The organism is Paenibacillus sp. NMA1017, from assembly GCF_058895805.1.
On sequence record NZ_JBZXYR010000003.1, the window covers coordinates 457,748 to 479,736 of the forward strand.

The following is a 21,989-nucleotide window of genomic DNA, read 5'->3' on the forward strand; positions in this document are numbered from 1 at the left end:
GCAAACGAGTCTACTGCTCCATATAAACGAAAAAAAGCCGGGTCCCCTAAAGGGGACGGCTTTTTTTAAACATCAATAGATTTAAACCTTACACAGAATGGAAGCGTATACATTACTTTTTTGGTGGTCCGCTTACATGAGCTTTTTCAGCTGGGAAATCCTTCCCTGGCTCACGCCAAGCATAGAGGCGAGTTGTTTTTGTGAGGATGCTGGATGCTCTTCCATAAGCTCTCTCATTTTCTCCAAAATAACGTCAGTGCGCTGATAAATTTTTTTCATATGCATATTTTGCTTAAGTGGGGGTGAATGGGTTTCAGTCGCTGTGACCGGAACTAAATCTTCCGTTTTCATCGAGGCTGCACATTCATCGCAGATAAACTGATCTTTAAAGTAGGTGTTGGTATCAACCGCACCGCAAAATATACAGTTGGTTGATTTGTACTTACGGAGCATGAGTGTCTGGTCTTCAATAAAAAACTCTAATGGATCGCCGATGTCAATCTCCATCGTCATGCGCAACTCTTTAGGAAGCACAATTCGCCCCAAGCTGTCCAAGGGCCGGGTCATTCCAGTCCTTTTCATTCATGCAACCTCCCCGGTTTTTTAAGATTTATAGAATGTATAAGGTTTGAGGCAATTCTTATCAATTCTATAACCGCAAGCATAAATTCTTACAAAAAGCGGCCCTTCATTGTTAATCAAGCATGGACGCACTTTTTTTCTTACGAGTATACCATAAACAGGCCGAATCGCCATCGTTCAGATTTATAAATTTTGAATAAGTTTATCCCGAGCGAACATATATGCTATAATCTTCTGCTAAAGGATTTAATAGGCCGTCTGTAGAATTATTTATATATGCCGTAGCTCGGACAATGATGGCGGTGTTATGGGAAATGGATGAGGGCCAAACGGAATTTTCTGAGCGTTTTGACCCCACAAACAAGAATAAATGACATGGGTCCCGCCTTTAAAGTCCTTATATACAAGTCAGGCAAGGAGGATTTATTATGGAAAAAAGAAAAGCATTGTTGTTAGGAGATTATTCGTATCCGGAGTTTCACCCGCTGCAAGGGGTGGACGAAGAGATTAGCCATATTTTACAGGATTGGATGACGGTACAATGCAGTGAGAATCGTAAAATGCTGCTCAAGGAAAATCTAGCCTCATTCGATCTATGCATCTCGTACTGTGATAGCCGCAAGGAGGTTCTGTCTCCTCAACAAACAGCAGGATTGCTGTCCTATGTTAGCGGCGGGGGTGGATTGCTTGTGCTGCATAACGGAATTACATTGCAAGGACGGTATGAGATTGCACAGCTAATGGGGGCACGTTTCCTGCGGCACCCGGCTGCGGGTCCACTTTCCTTCAAGGTAACGGAGCCGGATCATCCGATTATGGAAGGTATCGAGCCGTTCGAGATGCAAGAGGAGCCATATCGTTTTGATTTTGATCCATTCACTGAAAAAACAATACTGATGGAATATGAACATGAGGGCCAGTGGTGGCCGGCGGCATGGTCACTGTCCTACGGCTTGGGTCGGGTCGTCTATTTGATGCCTGGACATAATCAGCCAAGCTTCCAGCACGAGGGATACCGCAAGCTGCTGCTTCAGGCTGCCAAGTGGGCTGGACGCTTTCCAGGTTAAACATAGATCATTCCATTCATTGAGGAAGGGGAGCTGCGAGCTTTATGCGGCTCCCCTTTTCAGGTTATACTATAGGTAATCACAGGTAGGGGAGGATATATTATGAGCGATTTGTTCAAAAAAGCCATCTCGTTGGGGTGGGGCCTCACCGTTGTCAGCAAAGAAAAGGTGGAGAAAGCCGTCGAGGATCTTGTAAACCGGGGAGAACTTGCGCCTTCGGAATCCAAAGCACTGGTCGATCGTCTGATCGAACGAGGGGCAGAGGAACAGGGACAATTCAAAACAGTGATCCGCGAACAGGTTAGCCGCATTTTGCAGGAGCTGGAAGTACCTACCGAAAATGATGTTACAAGTTTGGAGCAGCGTGTAGCATTGTTGGAAAAACAGGTAGCGGAGCTGGAAAAAGAAAAGGCGGCGCTTACGGGTTCGAGCGACGCTGAAGAAGCGAACCGGCTGGATTAAAATGGCGGTTCGTATGAAGCACGCCGGTCGTTACCGGGAAATTGCCATGGCGCTGGCGCGTCATGGCTTTGGCTATATGGTGGAAGAAATGGGACTGTTCCAGCTGCTGTCATTGCCTCGCAAGTGGCTGACGCGAGAAACCCCCGAGTCCAAAACGCTAGGTGAACGGATTCGGCTTGTGCTGGAGGATTTGGGGCCTGCATTCATCAAGCTTGGACAGTTGGCAAGCACACGCGCTGACCTGCTGCCGGAGCCTATTATCCGTGAGCTGGTTAAGCTTCAGGATCAGGTACCGCCGTTTTCATCTGAAACGGCGCGTGGCATTCTGGAGCAGGAGCTGGACACGTCATTAGAGGACATACTGGTTCGTTTTGACGATGTTCCGCTGGCCGCTGCTTCGATCGGGCAAGTGCATCTGGGTAAGCTGCACAGCGGCGAAATGGTCGCCATTAAAATCCAGCGTCCTGGCGTTAATCGCATCATTCGGCGAGATTTGGACATTTTGCGGGAACTGACCGCTATGGCAGCCAAGCGCTGGGAATGGGTAGAGCGGTATCAGCTTCGCCAGATGGTAGAGGAGCTGGGGAGATCGCTCATTCAGGAGCTGGATTACAACCATGAGGCCCGAAACACAGAGAAGATTGCGCTCCAATTTGAGCAGGACCCACATATCTATATTCCGAAAATATACTGGGATCATACCTCTTCCCGTATACTGACCATGGAGTTTCTGGACGGAACTCACTTGGGTAGTCGTGAAGAGTTATTACGCCGTGGATATAACTTGAAAGAACTGGCGCAGCGGCTGGTCAACAGCATGCTGCATCAAATTTTTATAGAGGGATTTTTTCATGCAGATCCCCATCCGGGGAATTTACTCGTTTTGAAAAATGGCAGTCTCGCTTATTTGGACTTTGGCATGACGGGAAGGCTGAGCGAAGAGATGAAGAATCATCTCGCTTCCCTCGTTATTGCTCTGATGCGCAAAAATACCGATGCCATGGTTCGGTCTATCGAACGGTTGGGTCTGGTCGAACCGGATACCGACCTGAATGCGCTGCGTGCCGATCTGGACAAGATACGCGAAGATTACTCAGACGTTCCTTTTTCACAGGTCAGTATTGGTGATGCTTTGAACGACCTATTTGGCGCAGCGCAGCGCCATCGGATTGGTTTGCCTTCGGACGTCCTGTTGTTAGGCAAGGCGTTGCTGACACTGGAGGGGGTCGTGGAGCATCTGGACCCTGATCTCAGTATTATCGCTTTGGCTGAGCCCTTTGGTAACAAGCTGTTGAAGGAACGCTTCAGCGGTCGTCGTATCCGGGGCAAGCTGCTGGGTGGTGCGACTGAGCTGGTGGAGACGCTGATGGAGCTGCCAGGACAGGCGAGGCATTTGGCCTCGATTATCAGCAAGGGCAAGCTTAAGCTGGAGGTTACTGTACCAGAGCTGGAAATGCTTCTGCGCAGGCTGGATCAGATCAGCAACCGCCTGTCATTCAGTATCGTGCTATTAGCGTTCAGCATTATTATGGTCGGGCTGATTATCGGTTCATCGCTGAATCATCAGGCGACCATGCTGTGGAATGTACCTGCTATTGAAATCGGCTTTGTTGTGGCTCTCTTAATGGTTGCCTTTTTACTATATTCCATTTTTAAATCGGGAAGATTCTAGATACCGACCGGAAAGGAAGAGCTATGGATACACATAAGATGAACACTGCCCCAATGGATGGCCTCCTAATTGCAGATGTACCGTGGCACCGCCTGACTACTCCTTATGGTAGAGGCACGGAGTTGCCACAATTGATATCCAACGGGGAGTATGCAGCCATTGCTGATCTGATAGAGCATCAAGGCACACTGTGGCAGGTTACGCCATGGGTGTTACTTTTCTTATTGCGTAATTTGCATACGAGAAATTCGGATAATATCACGCTGAGTGAGTTGGAACTGTACCATGCGGTCGTTGGAGCATTGGACATGGAAAATGCACAAGAGGATTCACAGAAGTCTGTGGAATCTCTAACCATGCTGCTGGACGAAAAATATCTATGGCCGGCAGACAGTGATCCAGAAGAAGATGAACTGGAGTGGGAAGAGGAAGAAGCACGCGGCTATGACCCAGTGGCTTTTTGGAGTTATTATGACTATAGCTATCGATTATTGAAGCAGGCACTGCCTGACTTTGAAAGCTTACCCCAGCACCATGCGGACTCGGAGATTGCTGAAGCCCTATCGGAGCTTGTACAGGAATTGCGGAAACTTTAAATATAAGAAAACGAATAAGACGAGCTATTATGGTCGGAAAACTAATCTTTTGCTAAGGAGTGATTTCAGTGGCAAAAAAATTAACTGATATACATCGAATACGTCTCTTAAATCTCCTTCGTGATATTGGGTTTGAACCATCAAAAGTTACAATAGAAAATAAACAGGGGGAAACTGAGGTTATTGATTTAGAGTCCCCGTTACCGAAAGGGTTGCAAGCTGTTTTAAATTCCCGAGGCAGCCTAAGTAAGGAGCAATTACTTGAGATCGAAGAGAGTGTTAAACAATCCAGAGAGGATTGGGATTAGATGGGGTATTTATTTGATACAAATGCAGCTATTGCCCTTCATAGGCTTGACTCATCTTTGGATAGAGTAATACGACAAGCTGAGGAAGATAAAGAAAATATTTTCTTTTCTGTTATAACTCAGTCCGAGTTTATAGCCGGGTTGCCCACTGATACTGACTTAGATTCGATACCTTTTCTTGGCGGGGAATTTATTGCAGTTAATTCAGAGATCGCAGTTAAAGCGGGGCGTATCAGAAGAGAACAAAAAGATAAGTTTGCAAGAAAGCTCAAGACCCCAGATGCATTGATTCTTGCGACAGCTATTATAAACCAATTGGTACTGGTTACGGCGGATCAAGATTTACAGTTTGCGGAGTCTGAGTATGAAGTTAAGGTGATAAATTTTAGCAGGTTGGAATCTTAGTAATTGCGAAAATTTTAAATATAAGAAAACGAATAAGATGAAGATACTGGGCGATATTTCAAGGAAATAGATGATTTTTTTCTGTAAACAGCCTTTTAACTCATTCGTCTCTGCGAATTCCTTACGTTATAATGATGGACTGAATGTAACGGACCGGGTTCGTTTGAGAGAGGCGAGCTGAATGATAGGAGAGCCTTGGCGATTGGCAGCTGGACGGATGCCCGAAACCACACGGGTTGCGAGTCAACACGCTACTCTCTGTAAATATAGGAGGCTGGAACGAGACAGTATGAATCTTAGACAACAATGGTTCGGTAATATCCGGGCCGATATACTTGCGGGCATGACTGTGGCGCTAGCACTAATTCCCGAGGCGATTGCCTTCTCGATCATTGCGGGAGTCAATCCCATGGTCGGACTGTACGCCTCCATCTCTATGGCCATTGTCATCTCTTTTGCAGGTGGACGTCCGGCGATGATCTCGGCAGCGACCGGGGCTGTAGCTGTACTGGTCGTTGGCTTGGTGAAGGATCATGGTGTGGAATACCTGTTTGCAGCTACCATTTTGGCAGGAATCATTCAAGTGCTACTGGGTGTTTTGAAAATAGGTCGTTTTATCAGCTTTATATCGCAACCGGTCATGACCGGGTTTGTGAATGCGCTGGCGATCCTCGTCTTTATGGCGCAACTCACCCACTTTCATGGAGCTAATTGGATCATGTACGCGATGGTAGCGGGGACGCTGCTTATTGTGTATATTTTACCGAGATTTGTGAAAAGCATTCCCGCTCCATTGACAGCAATCATCATCATGACGATTATTACGTATGTATTTGGATTGAATGTGAAAACGGTAGGAGATATCGGTACGCTAACCAGCTCGCTGCCTTCATTCCATTTGCCGCAAATTGAGTGGTCGTGGCATACTTTGCGGATTTTGCTGCCGTATTCCTTTACGATGGCATTGGTTGGACTTCTGGAATCGCTGCTGACAGCCAGTATTTTGGATGAAATGACCGAAACGAAAAGCAATAAAAACCGTGAAGCCCGCGGGCAAGGGATTGCCAACTTTGTAAATGGCTTTTTTGGGGGTATGGGTGGTTGTGCTATGATCGGACAATCCGTCATTAATGTCAGCTCAGGTGGAAGAGGGCGTTTGTCCACTTTCACGGCCGGGGTATTCTTGGCCTTTCTGCTGCTCGTGCTTGGTGGAGTTGTGAAGGAAGTACCCATGGGAGCATTGGTCGGAGTCATGTTCATGGTGTGTATCGGAACCGTGGATTGGAATTCGCTTCGAAACATTGCCAAGGTTCCCAAAGCAGATACGTTTATTATGGTGGTCACGGTGATCATTGTGGTGGCTACGCATGATTTGTCCAAGGGCGTAATCGTGGGCGTATTGCTAAGTGCTTTGCATTTTGGCTGGAAAATGGCTAAAATCCGTATCAGTACGACTGAGGATCATGAAGAAAAGGTGTACCATGTCAGGGGGCCGATGTTTTTCGCCTCAACGTCTCATTTTGTTGATCATTTTGAACCTTCGGATGATCCGGAACGCGTTGTAGTAGACTTTAGCCATTCGCATGTTTGGGATCACTCCGCGGTTACTGCCATCGGCAAGGTGTTGCAAAAGTATACGAAATCCGGCAAATCTATTACCCTGCAAGGGTTAAATGAGGAAAGCCGTTTAATTGTAGAGAAGCTCGGTGGTCCTGTAGTTACAGAGCCGCTCATGTGATGAATCGTATAGCATAAATCAAAGCTTGAAATGAAATTTATTCATTTCAAGCTTTTTTTATTTATTTCTGAAATAAAATAATAATTTTCTTTCTAAACCATAGATAAATATGACAAATTTTCATCAAAGTATTGACGTAATAAATGGGCAGGAATACAATCATTGTTATTAAGCAAAGCAAATACATAGGAATAATTGAAAATTGAAAGGTATGTACATATGAACTTAGACTGGGAGTTTATTGTAGAGAGCTTGCCGTTATATGGAGAAGCCATGTGGCTGACCTTGAAGATCGCCTTTTTTGCTATTCTATTTTCACTAGTCGTCGGTTTGCTATGCAGTATAGTACTGTATTACAAGGTGAAGGGAATTAGCGGCATCGTTGTTGCCTATATTGAGCTTTCCCGAAATACGCCGCTGCTTGTACAGTTATATTTTCTGTATTACGGGTTTACGAAAATAGGTCTGCATATGAGCGAAATGACGTGTGCCATTGTGGGCATGACCTTTCTGGGCGGGGGTTATATGGCTGAGGCGTTCCGTGGTGGAATCGAAGCCGTAAGTAAAACGCAAACGGAATCCGGGCTGAGTCTCGGACTGTCCAAGATACAACTGGCGAGATATGTTATTTTGCCACAGGCTTTTGCCATCAGTGTTCCGTCTCTGGGAGCGAATGCGATTTTTCTGCTCAAGGAGACTTCCATTGTTGGCGCCATTGCATTATTAGATCTGATGAATGTGGCAAAAGACCTGATCGGCATGTACTACAAAACGACAGAATCGCTAATTCTGCTGGTATTGGCATATCTCGTCCTGCTTTTACCTTTGTCGATACTGCTGACCTGGGTGGAAAGGAAGGTGCGATATGCTGAATTCGGGGATTAATGTGCTCTTTGAAGGTTCCAATTTCGAGCGTCTATTAGGGGGACTGCTCGTTACGCTGGAGATTGCGTTGCTTTCCATTATTATTGGTACTCTATTAGGCATTTTGATGGGGTTGCTGCGCACCTTAAAATCAAGACCGATTCGGTTTATGCTGAGATTGTATTTGGAGACATTCCGCATTATTCCAATTTTGGTGTGGCTGTATGTCGTATATTTTGGATTTACTCCTTTGTTGAATGTGAATATCAGCGGGGAATTGACAGCAATCATCGTATTCAGCCTGTGGGGAGCAGCCGAGATTGGTGACATCGTTCGTGGTGCATTGGAATCACTGCCCAAGCATCAGGTGGAATCCGGGCAGGCATTGGGACTGACATATGGGCAGTTATACCGCCATGTGCTTATTCCCCAGGCGGTGCGCCGAATGCTTCCCGGTTCTATTAATCTGGCGACACGGATGATCAAAACCACTTCATTAGTGGTGCTGATCGGTGTAGTGGAAGTGGTCAAGGTCGGACAGCAGATTATTGAGCTTGGTGTAATCAAAGCGCCCTCAGCATCCTTCTGGGTGTACGGCTTTATTTTCATATTGTATTTTCTCGTATGCTATCCGTTATCCAGACTTTCCAAAAGATTTGAACGCAGATGGCAAAATTAGCAGGATGGGGTGGGTGTCATGGGAGAGGCTGTGGAGGTTTTACTCGAAATTCGAGGGCTGCACAAAAGCTTCGAAGACCGAAAAGTGCTGCAACAGATTAATCTGGACGTAACAAAGGGGGAAGTCGTGGTCGTTCTCGGTCCTTCGGGATGTGGAAAAAGCACGCTCCTCCGATGTCTCAATGGTCTGGAGCCAGTCCAAGCTGGGGATATTCGTTATAGAGGGCAGGACCTGACGGATAAGAAAGTGAATTGGCGTGAGGTGCGGCAGCATATCGGAATGGTGTTCCAGAACTACGAATTGTTTCCGCATATGACGGTCTTAGAAAATATATTGCTCGGCCCGCTTAAAGTTCAGCGGAGAAACAAGCAGGAGGCACTTGAGCAAGCGGAGCAGCTATTGGAGCGAGTGGGTCTGCTGGATCGCAAAGATGCGTATCCGAGACAATTATCAGGCGGGCAAAAGCAACGAATTGCGATTGTGCGCGCCCTGTGTATGAACCCGGAAATTATGCTCTTTGATGAAGTTACCGCATCCTTGGACCCGGAAATGGTCAGAGAGGTGCTGGATGTCATGCGAGAGCTGGCACAACAGGGCATGACCATGATTATCGTGACGCATGAAATGGGATTTGCCAAGTCGGTAGGAGATCGTATCGTTTTTATGGATCAAGGACAGATATGTGAAATGACTACGCCACAGCAATTTTTTACCCAACCGGAAACAGAGCGTGCCCAGCACTTTCTGGATATATTTCAGTACGAAACGATATGAGCATTTTGCATCAATCCCATGAGCGACTTCCAATCACAATATAGAGATCGAAATGTTTCTATTGGTCTCTATATTGCACCCAGAAGCGAAAGAAACCGAATGATGCAAAATGCTGACAAACAGGGGGAGAAATACAGATGAGAAAAGGAATAAAGTTCACGACGTTATTACTGGCTTTGAGCTTGCTGCTTGTTGGTTTGGCGGGATGTGCAGGAGGAGGAAATACCAACGGTAGCTCAGGTTCGGCTAAATTTGCTTCGATTGAGGACATTAAAAAGAATGGCAAGATTCGAATTGGTGTATTTGCAGATAAGCCGCCTTTTGGCTACATGGATTCGGAAGGGAAGAATCAAGGTTTTGACGTCTATATTGCGAAGCGGTTTGCCAAAGATCTTTTGGGTGACGAGTCCAAGGTGGAATTTGTTCTGGTGGATGCTGCCAGCCGGGTCGCCTATTTGGAATCCAACAAGGTAGATATCATCATGGCTAACTTTACGGTGACGGATGAGCGTAAAGAAAAAGTCGATTTTGCCAACCCGTATATGAAATTATCCTTTGGCATTGTGTCACCTGATAGCGCTCCAATCACCACGATTGACCAATTGAAGAATTCGGAACAAAAGCTGATTGTCGCAAAAGGAACGACGGCTGAAACCTATTTTACGAAAAATTATCCTGACATCAAGCTGCTTAAATTCGATCAATACACAGAGATTTTCTCAGCCCTCAAAGACAAACGCGGCGCCGCCATTGCCAACGATAATACAGAGCTGATCGCCTGGGCCAAGGCCAACCCCGGCTTTACCGTAACCATCCCGGCCTTTGGTGGTCAAGATACAATTGCACCCGCAGTAGCAAAGGGAAATAAGGAGTTGTTAGACTGGATCAACAATGAGCTGGCTACATTAGGCAAGGAAAACTTTGTGCATCAAGCCTACAAGGACACACTGACCTCTGTTTACGGAGAAGGCTTTACAGATCAATTGGTCGTAGAGGGCGGCAAAGTGAATTAATCATAGTATAAGTTGTTGTTTTACTATAAAGAAGCGTTGGGATAACAAGCCCAACGCTTCTTTAATATGGGGAAAAGAGGACTTTAGCAACCTCTTATTTTGTCATGGAAATGCCACTGGGCTAGTAATCCTCATTCACATGTTTACAGTCTCACTGTCTCTAAATTATATCGCCAAGTTTAAAATGATATCTCTCATGAATATTCATGATGAAGAATACTCCTTTATCAGTATAGATTCTAGTTACACGTACTCTGAAATAATGATAACGATTATGCTAAATAACAAGGGGGAAAAATATCCCTGCCAGGGGCAGAGATATAAGGTGCAGCGGACTATTCTGTGAATGTATCAGTGTTTCTCTGATTCATCCTCAGGTATATATTCGAGAACATCGTGCAGGGTTAATGGACGACCAGAGAGCCGAATCAGTGTTTCCATCACGGTATTAAATGTTTTAAATTCGATTCGCTTGGATGTATTGTTACACATCTCATAGATGGTATTAGGCCTGATTTTTGCCTCACGAGCGAGAGCGTTTTTAGTAATCCCGATTTCTCGAAGTAATTCTTCAAGTTTAAAAACAATTCCCATACATACACCTCATTATAGAAATTTAAATAGAAATAGCATTAACTATTGAAGTTTATCTTTAAAGGATACAGAATAACCACAAAGGTTAATCTTTAAAGGTTATAAAATTGCGAATCTAATCTTTAGTAAAGACCGATTTAATAGATGTGAAGGGAGCTAAATCTAAATGAACAAAGGTAATTTTGAAAAAGTAAGTGTCATTCTTGCCCTGTGATCTTCCGCATATGTATGAGCTTTTTGAGGGCTATCTGATCAAGGACCGTTACGTCATGATGATCGACAATAGCGTGCTTACTCGTAAATTCTGATTCGAATTTTTGTTCTCGTTTTACTTATATAATGTAACACAGAGGCGTAAAAGGGTGAAATGAACACTGTCGTAATAAAGATACATACTCCCCCAAAAGCTCTTGCATCCTGGTAGACTTAATTATATAATCTTAAATGATAATGAGAATCATAATCATTTAAGTCTTTAGGCACAGACTCCCAATATGAGCCTAAGTGAATAGGGTGGGGTATATACACATGGCGAAAGCAGATGTGGCTACTGCCAGAAGACAGCTCAGCAGTCCGAACAAGGTAACGCGCAGGCGAGCTTTGAGAACGATCAAAGCTGCGAAACGGGCGAAGTAGCAGGTTCTAAGTTAACTGCAAATGGCAATACCAGTGTCAAATTTTTCAGTCTCCTCGTTTTGATATTGCACCTGCCTTCCTGATGGTGGTACACAGGAAAGCAGGTGTCTTTTTTTGAATGATAAAAAAGCGCCAGGCGGGTATCGAACCGTTCTGGCGCATTATTTTTGGAGATATATAAACCAAACTCATAATGAACATAAAAACGGAGTAGACGGAATAGTGCTGTACAAGCGAAGCGATCGCTTTAAAAGCTTTCCGTAGGAAAGCGCGCTTCGGAAGCATCACCTCCCCAGATTTCTACCTCTATAAAAGGCTTTGTTCAAGAAATCCGGGGGCGGTGGCGATGGGAAGCACTATCCGACTGCGCAGTGGCACAATATGAAACTATTTCTTTTGTGCAAACAGCCATTCAATCATATCCTGATTTTGCAGAGCCGGTACCCAGGAGAAGTGTCCTGTAGGTTTGATAATCCCTGCTTCGTATTCAGTAAAATGAATGAGGTTACCGTTTTGTGCTTTAATGGCAGCGACCATTTCTTGCGAGTTTTTAGGACTTACTGTGGTATCGTCTGCAGCATGGAAGGCCCAAATAGGAACGTTTTTCAATACCTCGACGTGTGTAGGTTCAACAGGTGCATACATGTTAACGGCTTTTTCGTAATTGGTCAAACCGGCAATGGGTACACCTGCGGCGAACAAGTCAAGATTTTTTTCCAGCAGTCTCCACGTACCCATAGCCCCTTGAGAAATACCAACGATATAGATTCGGTTGGTATCGATCGGGTACTTTAACGCCGTTTCACGTACCAAATCGGCTACAGCGCTGTTGCGTGGCTCATCCGCCCAAATGAATTTATGCTCCAGGTCAATCGGGCTTTGTGGAGCGATTACGAAGGAAGGGTGTTTGGCTTGCTGCTCAGGAGAAGCCCAAGTAACAGCTCCGGCATTTGCCAGCAGGTTTACTCCGTTTCCGTCACCACGCTCGCCGTTTCCGTGCAGAAACACAACCAGAGGGTAGGTTTTGCCGGGCTCTACTTTAGGCTCAAACGTAAAGTAGTTCAGCTTGAAGCCTTCTTTATTTTCAAAGGTGTTTTTTTGGAAATTGTCCACGATCGGTGTAATTTTATCCGTTGCCTTTACAGTCTGTGCAGAGGCTGGGATGACTGTTTTCTTTGAAGTTGCAATATCTTTCTTTTGACTAATAGTATAATTCAACGTGTTGATGCGGTTAACTGCGCTTGTTGCATCATAAGTAAGGGTACTTGCATTTTTATCTTGCGTATCCAGCTCAATCACGACATATTTACCATGAGTACTGCGGTTGGTGATAGCCCCGGTATCATTGGTATATACACCGGTCACGGTTCTGTCTGTATATACGTCATTGAGTACAGATTGAACCTGAAAGCTGGAAGTGGATAAGGATGCCCCGTCAATATTGGTGCTGTATTTCAGTACAACAGCAGATACGACTTCACCCAAAGGCTGTACCTGTGTAAGCAGGGTAGCCTGTGGCGCTGGGACATCGGCTGTTGCGGCAGAGCTGGAGGATGGGAAAAAGATCGTAAGCAGGAACACGAAAGATAATAAAACAAGGGCAAAACGTCTTCTTTGCATGAGATTAATCTCCTTTGGTGTCATTTTTTAAAGCGCTTACTACATGTTCGGGATGGTTGACTGTATGCTGTGGAATTCATACAAATCAAAAAAAGGCAAACTCCGGGTACACAAGTGTACTCGGGTTTTGCCTTTTCAGTAACAATCCCACTTGAAGGATAGCACCTTCATTGGAATCTGACAAGTGAAAGCGCTACATTTTTTGATGTTTTATTAAAAAAGTTTTACTTTTGCAACGGTAATATTATGGTATATAATCTCCTTAACTTAACACTGTTAACTTATATAACGATGTTAAAAAAGGGGATGAAATCATGAACCAATACGATGTTATTGTCATCGGTGCAGGATTGGGTGGCTTGTCCTGTGCAGCAAGACTCTCTGCGCTCGGTTACCGAACAGCTGTTTTTGAGAGCCATACTCTGCCTGGCGGTTTCGCAACTGAATTTACAAGAAAGGGATATACCTTTGATGTTTCCTTACACGGTGTCGGCGGACTCGAGGAAGGAAGCTTCGGTCGGCTGTTAAAGGACTGCATTGCGGACCAGCGAATTGTTCCTCTCCGCAAAAAGCACCCTTACTCCATTCGTTGGGAAGGCCAGAACGTTGATATTCCGTCCGATGTTCAGGAGTATGTGCAGCTCCTCAAAAACATGTTTCCTACTGAGGAGAAAGCCATTGACAGTCTATTCGCGGGCATTCGCCGTTTTGAAACAGGCTTTTCTGCTTCTTCTTCCCTCACTTCCTGGCGCAAGGCGGTTGGCCTGCTCAAAGCTGGAACCTTCTTCCGCTGGACGCAAATGACCACCTGGGAGGCTGTAAGCCAGTTCGGGTTGTCTGACCGATTCACGGAATTTTTCACCGCGCTGTGGGCGTACTATGGATTGCCTCCGAAGCGGCTTGCGGCCTTGTATTTTTTTATTCCCTGGATCGGCTACCACATGGAGGGGACGTATTACATTGAGGGAGGCGCACAGGCTTTATCCAATGCACTGGTTGACGCTATTAAGTCAGCGGGAGGAGAAGTTCACCTGCGCAGTCAGGTATCTGAAATTATGCTCGAACGCGGTAAAGCAGTTGGTGTCCGTCTGAAAAAAGGGGATGTATATAAAGCCAACTGGATTGTGTCTGGTATCAGTCCCCATCATACCTATGGCCGTCTACTGGAAAACCATGATGCTGCCCGTCGTGAGCTGGAAGCTGTCAGCAGTCTGGAAACTGGCACGTCTCTTACCCAGCTATATCTGGGATTATCATGTGAACCTCATGAACTTGGCATCATCGAAGAAGACTTAATCCTGCGTAATGAGCCGGATTCGGAGAAAGATTATGAAGTAATGATGAGCGGCCAGTACACGAAAGGCAACTGGATGCTCACGAATTATAACGCCATGGACCCTAAGCTCAATGAACCGGGAAAGGGTGTCATCGCAATTACATTTTTGGACAGATTGGAGAACTGGCCTGCCGCACGTCCTGAATATAAAGCCAAAAAAGAAGCCGTGACACAGCAGATTCTGGGATGTCTTGAACAGCTGTATCCGGGTTTTAGCAGCAAAGTGATGGTAGCCGAATTGGGCACACCACGCACGATGCAGCGTTATACCGCTAATCCCGACGGGGCCGTTTATGGATATGCGCAAACGGTCCGGCAGTCCGGTATAAAAAGGCTCAAGCACAAATCAGCAGTAAAGCGTCTATCATTGGTAGGGGCGTGGACACAGCCTGGGGGCGGGTTTCAAGGGGTTATGGAATCGGGTATAATGGAAGCTGATCGTATCGCCGCCAAATTGGGGTAGGCAGAAAGGGCAAGTACATCTACTCATGAAACATATCAAACGCCGAGAACGTGAAAGCAATGAGATCCGCCGAAAAATCATTGAGGCCGCCCGATCGCTTTTTCTGAATCAAGGGTATGCTGAAGTCTCCATGCGCAAAATTGCGGATCAGATCGAATATTCACCAACAACTATTTATCATTATTTCGAAAATAAGGAAGCCATTGTAATCGAACTCCTGCTAGAAGGAAATGCCCTGTTTCTGCAGGCTCTTCAGCAACGTGCGGATGAAGCACAGGCAGCGGGATTGAACGCTCTGGACACACTGAAGGCGGTGTCTGATGCGTATGTTCGTTTTGGAACGGCTAACCCGGAATATTACAACATTCTGTTTATCAGCAACCTGGAATCTGTAAGCTTGGTTAGTCTTATAGACAGTGGGAGCCTTAAAGGCTTTGAGCTTCTTGAAGCTGGGCTCAAAGCCGTTATGGAGGAGGGTTCCATCATTCAAGGAGATGAGCGCTTGTTCGCCAGCTCTGTATGGAGTATGCTGCATGGCTTGACTTCTTTGCTCCTGAATTTTGATTTTCCTATGGCACAATCAAATGATGAATTGATTTCATTTACTATAGATACTTTCCTCAAGGGGTTAAGCCGCTGATGCAGCGGCTAACTTTCTTTACCTCACATCACTGTACATGTGAATCCGCATACGACCATTGCGAAAGATTAACGAAGTTCCAAATCTGAAAGCTGCTTAAGCACGGCTTCAATACGACGTTTATCTTTTTTGAGCATCACGAGTTGTAAAGAAGCATGAAGCAGGTTTGAGATGCTAGCCCAAACGCCTGCTTCCAGAGCGGGGAGAAGATCCCGATGAATCATAATATCCAGCGCCTCGGTTGCAATTTTCTGATGAAGCTCACTACCGGATAGCCATTCAATCACCTGCTCAGCTGTAGGACGGGAGTAGGCGAAAAGTACTGCCCAGCCATCGACCGGATGATTGACCTTATCCCATATCCAGTTAATGACCTGCGGTGAATGAAAATGCTGTAGCTGCCCATTTGCGGTGTATCCTTCTAATTTGTCTTCTGCGACGGAATGCTGTAGCAGGTGATTGCAAACACATACCAAGCCTTCCTGCTCGGGTAGGCAGCGGGCGCTCAGATAGGCACGTGTGGACGCAAATGCACCCTTAGCATGTAGGGTATTGTTTTGAGCTAAAGATGTCCATGCTTGCGCGGTTTCCGGTTCCCACAAGGAGCGGACCCAATCAGCAGCCCCAATTCCTGCGGTCTCCCTTACCCAAACGGCCCATGTAGAGAATGGAACCTGGCTATGTTGAATGTTCTGCCAGTGCTGCTCCCAGGCAAGAAAAATATCCTTTGGATCATAGGCTTGAAAAGCCTGCAACACAGCAGGATAATCTACGCCATGCATGGTGGTGTAATGGATCAGCGTTTCCAAGGACTGTGCATCCTCCAGCTTCATCGTGCAAAACATGTTCAACCAGCGTTGCCACAGTTGCAGTGGTGGGCTGTTTAGCTGAATACCATGCTCGTCTGAAACGTTAGACCAATCCCACAGCCATAGCCCGTGCAAGGTGAGCATGGTTTCTATATAGGCAGGTAGATTTTCCGCGAGCAACGTGAACTGGTCCAACTCGTGATGATAGCAGAACACCGCTGGCTCTGTTGCGGATGTCGCCATATCAAGCAGGATCGGATCACCCGCGCCATTATAGTTAAGGATCAGATATCGTTGCCCGTCCGCTGCTGAGTCGGTATCTTCCCCATAGGATGTAAAATAGCCAATATACTCATGATTCCAGCCAAACTCTCCTGTAATATCGTCTAGGATACTCTGCTCTTGTTCAGGATCATTGCTGTTTTCATATGAACGCTCCGGTACATCAGCTACAATACAGTGTTGGGGAGGACACCATAGCAAATATAAGCTGCCACACCGCTGTATCAATTCAGACAGGGAGGCAGGCAAAGACATCTGCAGCCGTTCCTCCAGCTCAGTTAGTTCACCTGTAGAAATCCCCTCGGTCCATTGGTATACCACGTCAGGCATCCCACTTTGTCTCAGACGATCAACGATTTGTTCCATTTTTTCTAAGGTTTGTGCAAAATGTACTGTCATTCGTATTCGTCCTCCTCTTACTCTACAACCCGGCAATGCTCTTTTTGCAAGAATGATAAAATTTCATCACGACGTGCTATCGCTTTGGGTTCATAAATGATCGCCACTTCGCGCCCATATGCATAGTTAAAACGCACGTATCCGCCAAGAGTCTGAAGAAAAGCCATGCAGATATGCTCATTTTCAATCCATAGATTTGAGTTAAAATGCTGTTTAAATCGCTGAGCCAATACCTGTATAGATGCTGGAGCTATTTGCAAGGCTTGATCGTTCGGATGGGCTGAACCGCAAGCTTCTGCCGTCTCCGGTGGATTAAATAGTAGAAATGTTGCTGCTCTATCCAGACTGACAGGTTCGAAATAACGGGGGAAGGGCTCCATCTTTCCAAATTCATCCCGTAGAATATGCTCTAATGTTTCTGTGAGTGGAACTAGAACATCTAAGTCTTCATAGTAATGACCTCTGAATGTCGCGGCAGCCACAGCAAGCCTTCAACCTGAGGGTGAATCGCTAGGAAGTCACCATCTATGGAGCTGCCAATGACCACGCACTCACCCAGCTGCTGTGCTGTAATTGGGCAGTTATGATCATGCGTCCACAGTTCGTAATCCGCATAGGATTGCAATAATTGAGGATCAGGTCGTTCAATCACCAGCAGGCCGCAATAGGTGCCCGGCCCGTAGCGGGTGAGGAATGCTACATAGGGAGGGGGTAAAGTTAATCCAAAGGTATTTTCAAAAGTTGTCAGTTCATTGGCAGCCACCGTCGTATGTTGTGTGGAAACCCAATACATGTAGGATACACCTGCTTTCCGGCACTCTATCTATAAGGATAGAGCCCAAAAGCAAATGAGAGATATGCTATAATCAGGAAATAAAATAGTTATAGATTAGTCTATCTTAATTCCGTAGGAACTACAATTTGTGAAGGGACGAAGGGGGAGCACATCATATGACATTAGGGGTACAAGCCTACATAGATCCAATTTTTGAGGAGATTGACCAGAGATACGCTTCTGAGCAAAAGCGCATCGCAGAATTCAAGACCAAAAGCGTCCTTCACGAAGGGATTCATGAATACTTAAAAGTTACCTGTAAGAAGGATGGGCTGTGGGTGGATACCCACGAACCGTTTGATTGGGATCATCGTAGACCGGATATGAAAATTTCCGGGTTTACAGATGGGGTAACATTGCAGCAGGTGCAGGACGAATGGATGCCTATGTTCAGGGAAAAGATAGAGGCGCTATTTAATTCGGAAGAATTCAGTTCCATGTTCTTTCGTTATCGGCTGGAATTTCATCTGGAAGTAGTCTTGGAGAACAAGGCTAGTCATTTTACATTCTCACTCCTAAATGAAGATAAACGGCAGCAACTGTTAGCCACTATCCAACAGTTTGTAGAGCAGAAGCTCAACCCCTCCAGTAAAGCTATCCCGAAGGAAGAGGACGATTTCTTCTTAGTGAGACACTTGCTTGATCCTCATTTGTACCCTGTAAACGCCCAGCGGATGAATGAGCTGCTGAATCGAATGGATGCCAAAGTGAAGGTCAGCCGCAAACGTGAGGAAGCATGGAGGTATCAGCTCAGCAGTGGCTTAAAGCATTGGGCTGAAGATGAATTTTTGCTAAGGTATGCGGATCGGGAAAAAAGCTATGGGCTGGATTATAAAGTGAAGCCCGATACTCTCCCTTCGGAAATTCCTGCGCCGGACATGGAGATGTTCTTGCTTACCGCGATGAGGGTGGGTTCGACGGATGCCGATGCACGGCAGAAATATTTGGAGATTGCTGCACAGCTAGGCTCGGATCAGGCAGCCCAGTGGCTTAAGAACGGATCAGGCAGCATCCCAGCGTTATATACAAGCGAGCGAGTCACCTGCCAAGCTAATGATATTTTGCAAACACTGGAGGTCCAGATTCGTTCTGAGGAAGAAGAGAGCTATAGAGAAGCACTCGTATATTTATGCGATATTTTAAGGAAAGGTTTTACCAAGGAATATCGGATGAAGTTCAAAAGCAAGGTGAAAAACTACCTGCCTGTACCCAAGTTGGCTAAATCTACGTTACATCGTTTCTTCGCCAATGCACTTGAATACCCTGCACTGCATCCGTTGCTGGCTGAATATGCTGAGGTCGTGATGGAAGAGTTCAAGTGGTATAACGATGTAGAGCCGGGGGAAAAGTCGGCAATGCCGGGAACCTATGCGGTAATGGGACTGGGCCTTAAGGGAACGAACTATTTCCCATTGGTGAATCGTTATATGAAGCTGGTGGACAGTGAACATCAGTCCGTACAGGACGGTTACGCGGCTGCTTTTGCCGAAGCGCATGGACTAACACCTGACACGATCCCCGTCTGGACGAGGATTCTACTGGCAAGCAACGAGTCTGCCAAACCACTGAAGTCATCCGGAATCGAAACCGTAGAGCAGGCACAGGTATTGGTGAAGGAGCTTGAGAAGCTGGAAGACTACGAACAAGAGGTGCTCGTTTATCGTATATGGGGTGGCGCGAAGAAACTAAAAAACAGCCTGAAGCAGGCTGTCCCTGAGGTAAAAGAGCTGCTGGAAACGCTTATTCCATAAAAGCATCATATTCATGGTAATATCGCAGTCCCTGCGCAATGCGTTCAATATCCGGCTCGCTTCCGCTGTGGCGTAACACTTCAATGACATCCTGTACAGTCGCCACCTCCAGCCAAGATTGCACGTGATGGTCTGGCAGAGATGCAGGTATACTTTCATCACGATGATTGGTGACGGTGAGACCGGCATCCTCCAGTTCCCACAATTCTTCCTCGGGAATGATGTAATAGGTAGAATTGAGCGGATTACTTTGAACATGTTTCAGATTGGTAAATACCCATTCATTGATTTCTGTTTGGTCAACGGCATGGACCAGTGCTTCAAGGCTGTCAAAAGTTTGTATGCTCATGTATGGAGGCTCCTCTCTTAGCTGCTGGCTTATGCTGTAGCTTTTGTAATATCTTTAAGATGGACTGGCGATTCTTCGCATCCTTAATGTATCTGGGAATGGAGTGGGAAGCCGTACGCATCATACCGGATGTAGGCTTTTCTCGCAACTCGGCAGAGATATAGGAGAGCAGGTAATTCAGGTGTATCCGGTTAAGAGCCCAGACAGGTTTACCCCGATAGTAATCAAGGAAGTACAGCTGGAGCTGAAAAATAGGGTCTTTTCCGTTTTGGATCACGTTCGTATGCCATTCGCGTGATTGCACACGATGCACCGGAACCTGATTGCGTGTCTCACAGTGCGGACAGTTTATATTCGTATTTTTATGGAGTTTCGTTCGGTCATCATGGATTTCGATATTAAAATACCGTTCGCAATGGTTGCATACGCCGCGTGCATAGAATGTATAAGATTCGGGCTGCTGATATGTGTAGTAACAATGAGAACATCGAACGACGTAATAACAGTCTTTTTTGGATATGGAAATAAAAGCTTGGCCCTGACAACGGGGGCAGTGAACAGCTACCTGTTCTCCTCTCCTAATCACGGCGCTAAAGTCATATTTGTATCCATATTCATCTTTGAAGCGTTTTTGTTCCATATTCGTTCCCCCTTTTCCAAAAGAGCGTAAAAACGTACATTTTATGATTCGTATGTTATAATATTCCTCAACAACAGAATGGCTTAGATGGGCGGTCGGCTAGTCTCCTGTAAAGGAGGTGAGGCTTGTGGAGGTTAAAGACACCCTAATGTTGATGATTCAATTCGCAACGTTGGTGATCCTAATTCTTTCCTTCCATAAAAAGAAATAGACCGCCCTCGACAAAGGCAAGCGGTCTATTTCAATGATCATCCTTTGACACGGCTACCGCCCTTAAAAGCGGCAGTTGCCAAAGAGTGAGGATGTTGACGCATCTTCACTCTTTTTTAGAATATACATCTTATTCCCATTTTAACACTTGAAAATGGCCTTTTCAATGCGCCGAAGGGTGAAAAGGTGAATAGGACGTGCAAAAGGAGACGGTGAACATGAGCATTTTTACAGGGCTGCAACGTCCGCAGTTTCAGGCTTATTATGATGAGGCTTTTCTAATAGAGCATCGTTTTGGAAATGGTATGGGCTTTCCGCCTTCTTATATAGATTATGTCAAAACTCTTGGTTACGGGCGACTATGCGGCTTATGGAACATTCATATTCCTCTTGGCGATCACCCGGATTCATGGCTTCATCGTTATCATAACTGGCGGGCCTGGTTTGATGATGTACTGGAATCAGAAGAGGTTTTACAAGAAGCGGCGCTGGAACCAGATGGTTTTCCGGAGCTTTTGGAGCATGCGGTTCCTTTCGCTTCCAGTGGAGAGGATGACTTGCTGATCTGGGATATTCAATCGCCTGATGAATGGGGAGAATTCCCAATCTATGTTTTGAATCTACGCACATGGGGCCATTTTCGGTATGCAGCCTCGGATTTGTATAACCTCGTCGAAGCGTTGGTGGATGAAGAGCGCGTGAAGTCGGTATTGGGCACAGATCGTACACCATTCCCTTATACATTCGAGCCCTTTTAATAGGTCAAATAACCACCTCGGCATTCAAACTTCAAGGTGGTTATTTGCGCTGCTATTCATCTGCTAGTGGTCTTCATATTGGGCTAAATATCGCTGTACCAACTCATATCCAGCCACGCCCATTACCGTATATTGATTATATTCTTCCAGTTCCAGATTACGTATATATTCATCACCGCAATACAGATGGCCCGCACAATTAAAATATTTTAGCTGCTGTTGTTCCTCGGATAGAGGGAGCTGATCGATAATAGGCCATGCTCCCTTCGTCAGATTTTGGGTGGCGGTGAATATAACTTCAAATCGGCCGCGGTAATTTGTGAACGGAAGATATGTCGTTTCACCCTTGTACGCTTGATTCTGACCTATGGATAGAACCCCGAAGGAGAACGCCTTTTTGAATCTACCATACAGTGCGCAAATTACCTGACATACCGCAAATCGGCCGTCACTCATGGGGATAACAAAAATATCGCCTTCCCGATGCTTGATTCTCTTGAACACCAT

At 45.8% G+C, this 21,989-nt stretch carries 26 protein-coding genes; 17 read left to right on the forward strand and 9 right to left on the reverse strand.

The features are described from left to right. Positions 1–132 precede the first annotated feature (132 nt). On the reverse strand, positions 133–582 hold the full coding sequence (locus tag AC5ELV_RS10825) for an AbrB/MazE/SpoVT family DNA-binding domain-containing protein (protein WP_025721620.1): 450 nt from the start codon (positions 580–582) through the stop codon (positions 133–135). 428 nt (positions 583–1,010) lie between these two features. Here AC5ELV_RS10825 and AC5ELV_RS10830 point away from each other — a divergent pair, with 428 nt between their 5' ends. The 11 genes from AC5ELV_RS10830 to AC5ELV_RS10880 all read left to right on the forward strand — a co-directional run bounded on the left by AC5ELV_RS10830 (position 1,011) and on the right by AC5ELV_RS10880 (position 10,160). Further along, positions 1,011–1,649, forward strand: coding sequence for a ThuA domain-containing protein (locus tag AC5ELV_RS10830; RefSeq protein WP_493430181.1), 639 nt, complete (start codon positions 1,011–1,013; stop codon positions 1,647–1,649). A gap of 102 nt (positions 1,650–1,751) precedes the next feature. Next, complete coding sequence (locus tag AC5ELV_RS10835; protein WP_013312404.1) at positions 1,752–2,111, forward strand: phasin family protein; 360 nt, start codon at positions 1,752–1,754, stop codon at positions 2,109–2,111. Between the two features lies 1 nt (position 2,112). Beyond that, on the forward strand, positions 2,113–3,783 hold the full coding sequence (locus tag AC5ELV_RS10840) for an ABC1 kinase family protein (protein ID WP_493430182.1): 1,671 nt from the start codon (positions 2,113–2,115) through the stop codon (positions 3,781–3,783). Between the two features lie 23 nt (positions 3,784–3,806). Beyond that, entirely contained in the window at positions 3,807–4,379 is a 573-nt protein-coding gene (locus AC5ELV_RS10845) for a hypothetical protein (RefSeq protein WP_493430183.1), read from the forward strand. A 68-nt stretch (positions 4,380–4,447) separates the two neighbouring features. Beyond that, positions 4,448–4,687 carry a hypothetical protein gene (locus AC5ELV_RS10850; RefSeq protein ID WP_226002551.1) on the forward strand — a complete coding sequence of 80 codons (240 nt, stop codon included), beginning with the start codon at positions 4,448–4,450 and terminating at the stop codon, positions 4,685–4,687. Next, complete coding sequence (locus AC5ELV_RS10855; protein ID WP_053326302.1) at positions 4,688–5,092, forward strand: PIN domain-containing protein; 405 nt, start codon at positions 4,688–4,690, stop codon at positions 5,090–5,092. Positions 5,093–5,381: 289 nt separating this feature from the next. Next, positions 5,382–6,830, forward strand: coding sequence for a SulP family inorganic anion transporter (locus tag AC5ELV_RS10860; protein WP_493430410.1), 1,449 nt, complete (start codon positions 5,382–5,384; stop codon positions 6,828–6,830). Between the two features lie 219 nt (positions 6,831–7,049). Next, entirely contained in the window at positions 7,050–7,715 is a 666-nt protein-coding gene (locus AC5ELV_RS10865; protein ID WP_493430184.1) for an amino acid ABC transporter permease, read from the forward strand. Further along, positions 7,696–8,373, forward strand: a complete 678-nt coding sequence (locus tag AC5ELV_RS10870; RefSeq protein WP_493430185.1) for an amino acid ABC transporter permease — start codon at positions 7,696–7,698, stop codon at positions 8,371–8,373. Before AC5ELV_RS10865 ends, AC5ELV_RS10870 begins: the two co-directional genes overlap by 20 nt. An 18-nt stretch (positions 8,374–8,391) precedes the next feature. After that, positions 8,392–9,147, forward strand: a complete 756-nt coding sequence (locus AC5ELV_RS10875) for an amino acid ABC transporter ATP-binding protein (protein WP_493430186.1) — start codon at positions 8,392–8,394, stop codon at positions 9,145–9,147. Between the two features lie 137 nt (positions 9,148–9,284). Beyond that, complete coding sequence (locus AC5ELV_RS10880) at positions 9,285–10,160, forward strand: cysteine ABC transporter substrate-binding protein (protein ID WP_493430187.1); 876 nt, start codon at positions 9,285–9,287, stop codon at positions 10,158–10,160. A 351-nt stretch (positions 10,161–10,511) separates the two neighbouring features. Here the strand turns inward: AC5ELV_RS10880 and AC5ELV_RS10885 are convergent, their stop codons facing one another. Beyond that, a complete protein-coding gene (locus AC5ELV_RS10885) occupies positions 10,512–10,754 on the reverse strand; it encodes a helix-turn-helix domain-containing protein (RefSeq protein ID WP_235306563.1) in 243 nt (80 codons plus the stop codon). A 528-nt stretch (positions 10,755–11,282) separates the two neighbouring features. On the opposite strand from AC5ELV_RS10885, the gene AC5ELV_RS10890 reads away from it, so the two are divergent. Then, positions 11,283–11,390 carry a putative metal homeostasis protein gene (locus AC5ELV_RS10890; RefSeq protein WP_493430188.1) on the forward strand — a complete coding sequence of 36 codons (108 nt, stop codon included), beginning with the start codon at positions 11,283–11,285 and terminating at the stop codon, positions 11,388–11,390. Positions 11,391–11,777: 387 nt separating this feature from the next. On the opposite strand, the gene AC5ELV_RS10895 is transcribed toward AC5ELV_RS10890, so the two are convergent. Next, complete coding sequence (locus tag AC5ELV_RS10895) at positions 11,778–13,010, reverse strand: peptidase (RefSeq protein ID WP_493430189.1); 1,233 nt, start codon at positions 13,008–13,010, stop codon at positions 11,778–11,780. Positions 13,011–13,324: 314 nt separating this feature from the next. Between AC5ELV_RS10895 and AC5ELV_RS10900 the strand changes: the two genes are divergently transcribed. Further along, positions 13,325–14,809 (forward strand): phytoene desaturase family protein, encoded by a 1,485-nt coding sequence (locus AC5ELV_RS10900; protein WP_493430190.1) that lies wholly within the window; start codon positions 13,325–13,327, stop codon positions 14,807–14,809. 25 nt (positions 14,810–14,834) lie between these two features. Further along, positions 14,835–15,449, forward strand: coding sequence for a TetR/AcrR family transcriptional regulator (locus tag AC5ELV_RS10905; protein ID WP_029518565.1), 615 nt, complete (start codon positions 14,835–14,837; stop codon positions 15,447–15,449). A gap of 68 nt (positions 15,450–15,517) precedes the next feature. Here AC5ELV_RS10905 and AC5ELV_RS10910 read toward each other — a convergent pair whose 3' ends face one another. Genes AC5ELV_RS10910 through AC5ELV_RS10920 form a run of 3 tightly spaced genes read right to left on the reverse strand, consistent with a single transcriptional unit; the run spans position 15,518 to position 17,732 of the window. Further along, positions 15,518–16,939: an SMI1/KNR4 family protein gene (locus AC5ELV_RS10910; RefSeq protein WP_493430191.1), complete on the reverse strand. Its 1,422-nt coding sequence runs from the start codon at positions 16,937–16,939 to the stop codon at positions 15,518–15,520. A 17-nt stretch (positions 16,940–16,956) separates the two neighbouring features. Next, positions 16,957–17,319: a hypothetical protein gene (locus tag AC5ELV_RS10915; protein ID WP_493430192.1), complete on the reverse strand. Its 363-nt coding sequence runs from the start codon at positions 17,317–17,319 to the stop codon at positions 16,957–16,959. Between the two features lie 59 nt (positions 17,320–17,378). After that, entirely contained in the window at positions 17,379–17,732 is a 354-nt protein-coding gene (locus AC5ELV_RS10920) for an SMI1/KNR4 family protein (protein WP_493430193.1), read from the reverse strand. Between the two features lie 158 nt (positions 17,733–17,890). Between AC5ELV_RS10920 and AC5ELV_RS10925 the strand changes: the two genes are divergently transcribed. Then, positions 17,891–19,525 (forward strand): DUF6138 family protein, encoded by a 1,635-nt coding sequence (locus tag AC5ELV_RS10925; RefSeq protein ID WP_493430194.1) that lies wholly within the window; start codon positions 17,891–17,893, stop codon positions 19,523–19,525. Here the strand turns inward: AC5ELV_RS10925 and AC5ELV_RS10930 are convergent. After that, positions 19,515–19,874: a DUF7716 domain-containing protein gene (locus AC5ELV_RS10930; protein WP_493430195.1), complete on the reverse strand. Its 360-nt coding sequence runs from the start codon at positions 19,872–19,874 to the stop codon at positions 19,515–19,517. The two genes, AC5ELV_RS10925 and AC5ELV_RS10930, sit on opposite strands and share 11 nt — an antisense overlap. Beyond that, on the reverse strand, positions 19,855–20,514 hold the full coding sequence (locus AC5ELV_RS10935; RefSeq protein WP_307351304.1) for a hypothetical protein: 660 nt from the start codon (positions 20,512–20,514) through the stop codon (positions 19,855–19,857). Before AC5ELV_RS10935 ends, AC5ELV_RS10930 begins: the two co-directional genes overlap by 20 nt. Positions 20,515–20,641: 127 nt before the next feature. On the opposite strand from AC5ELV_RS10935, the gene AC5ELV_RS10940 reads away from it, so the two are divergent. Both AC5ELV_RS10940 and AC5ELV_RS10945 read left to right on the forward strand, forming a co-directional pair. Then, positions 20,642–20,725, forward strand: a complete 84-nt coding sequence (locus tag AC5ELV_RS10940) for a putative holin-like toxin (RefSeq protein WP_223822146.1) — start codon at positions 20,642–20,644, stop codon at positions 20,723–20,725. Between the two features lie 217 nt (positions 20,726–20,942). Then, the gene (locus AC5ELV_RS10945) at positions 20,943–21,482 is read left to right on the forward strand and encodes an SMI1/KNR4 family protein (RefSeq protein WP_493430196.1); all 540 of its coding nucleotides are present in this window, start codon (positions 20,943–20,945) and stop codon (positions 21,480–21,482) included. A 63-nt stretch (positions 21,483–21,545) separates the two neighbouring features. Here AC5ELV_RS10945 and AC5ELV_RS10950 read toward each other — a convergent pair whose 3' ends face one another. Beyond that, positions 21,546–21,989 carry an immunity 26/phosphotriesterase HocA family protein gene (locus AC5ELV_RS10950; protein WP_493430197.1) on the reverse strand — a complete coding sequence of 148 codons (444 nt, stop codon included), beginning with the start codon at positions 21,987–21,989 and terminating at the stop codon, positions 21,546–21,548.

Coding starts and splice junctions, on each gene's coding strand:
- AC5ELV_RS10825 (WP_025721620.1), bottom strand. CDS start 582: ATGAAAAGGACTGGAATGACCCGGCCCTTGGACAGCTTGGGGCGAATT.
- AC5ELV_RS10830 (WP_493430181.1), top strand. CDS start 1,011: ATGGAAAAAAGAAAAGCATTGTTGTTAGGAGATTATTCGTATCCGGAG.
- AC5ELV_RS10835 (WP_013312404.1), top strand. CDS start 1,752: ATGAGCGATTTGTTCAAAAAAGCCATCTCGTTGGGGTGGGGCCTCACC.
- AC5ELV_RS10840 (WP_493430182.1), top strand. CDS start 2,113: ATGGCGGTTCGTATGAAGCACGCCGGTCGTTACCGGGAAATTGCCATG.
- AC5ELV_RS10845 (WP_493430183.1), top strand. CDS start 3,807: ATGGATACACATAAGATGAACACTGCCCCAATGGATGGCCTCCTAATT.
- AC5ELV_RS10855 (WP_053326302.1), top strand. CDS start 4,688: ATGGGGTATTTATTTGATACAAATGCAGCTATTGCCCTTCATAGGCTT.
- AC5ELV_RS10860 (WP_493430410.1), top strand. CDS start 5,382: ATGAATCTTAGACAACAATGGTTCGGTAATATCCGGGCCGATATACTT.
- AC5ELV_RS10865 (WP_493430184.1), top strand. CDS start 7,050: ATGAACTTAGACTGGGAGTTTATTGTAGAGAGCTTGCCGTTATATGGA.
- AC5ELV_RS10870 (WP_493430185.1), top strand. CDS start 7,696: ATGCTGAATTCGGGGATTAATGTGCTCTTTGAAGGTTCCAATTTCGAG.
- AC5ELV_RS10875 (WP_493430186.1), top strand. CDS start 8,392: ATGGGAGAGGCTGTGGAGGTTTTACTCGAAATTCGAGGGCTGCACAAA.
- AC5ELV_RS10880 (WP_493430187.1), top strand. CDS start 9,285: ATGAGAAAAGGAATAAAGTTCACGACGTTATTACTGGCTTTGAGCTTG.
- AC5ELV_RS10885 (WP_235306563.1), bottom strand. CDS start 10,754: ATGGGAATTGTTTTTAAACTTGAAGAATTACTTCGAGAAATCGGGATT.
- AC5ELV_RS10890 (WP_493430188.1), top strand. CDS start 11,283: ATGGCGAAAGCAGATGTGGCTACTGCCAGAAGACAGCTCAGCAGTCCG.
- AC5ELV_RS10895 (WP_493430189.1), bottom strand. CDS start 13,010: ATGCAAAGAAGACGTTTTGCCCTTGTTTTATTATCTTTCGTGTTCCTG.
- AC5ELV_RS10900 (WP_493430190.1), top strand. CDS start 13,325: ATGAACCAATACGATGTTATTGTCATCGGTGCAGGATTGGGTGGCTTG.
- AC5ELV_RS10905 (WP_029518565.1), top strand. CDS start 14,835: ATGAAACATATCAAACGCCGAGAACGTGAAAGCAATGAGATCCGCCGA.
- AC5ELV_RS10910 (WP_493430191.1), bottom strand. CDS start 16,939: ATGACAGTACATTTTGCACAAACCTTAGAAAAAATGGAACAAATCGTT.
- AC5ELV_RS10915 (WP_493430192.1), bottom strand. CDS start 17,319: ATGGAGCCCTTCCCCCGTTATTTCGAACCTGTCAGTCTGGATAGAGCA.
- AC5ELV_RS10920 (WP_493430193.1), bottom strand. CDS start 17,732: ATGTATTGGGTTTCCACACAACATACGACGGTGGCTGCCAATGAACTG.
- AC5ELV_RS10925 (WP_493430194.1), top strand. CDS start 17,891: ATGACATTAGGGGTACAAGCCTACATAGATCCAATTTTTGAGGAGATT.
- AC5ELV_RS10930 (WP_493430195.1), bottom strand. CDS start 19,874: ATGAGCATACAAACTTTTGACAGCCTTGAAGCACTGGTCCATGCCGTT.
- AC5ELV_RS10935 (WP_307351304.1), bottom strand. CDS start 20,514: ATGGAACAAAAACGCTTCAAAGATGAATATGGATACAAATATGACTTT.
- AC5ELV_RS10945 (WP_493430196.1), top strand. CDS start 20,943: ATGAGCATTTTTACAGGGCTGCAACGTCCGCAGTTTCAGGCTTATTAT.
- AC5ELV_RS10950 (WP_493430197.1), bottom strand. CDS start 21,989: ATGGTGTTCAAGAGAATCAAGCATCGGGAAGGCGATATTTTTGTTATC.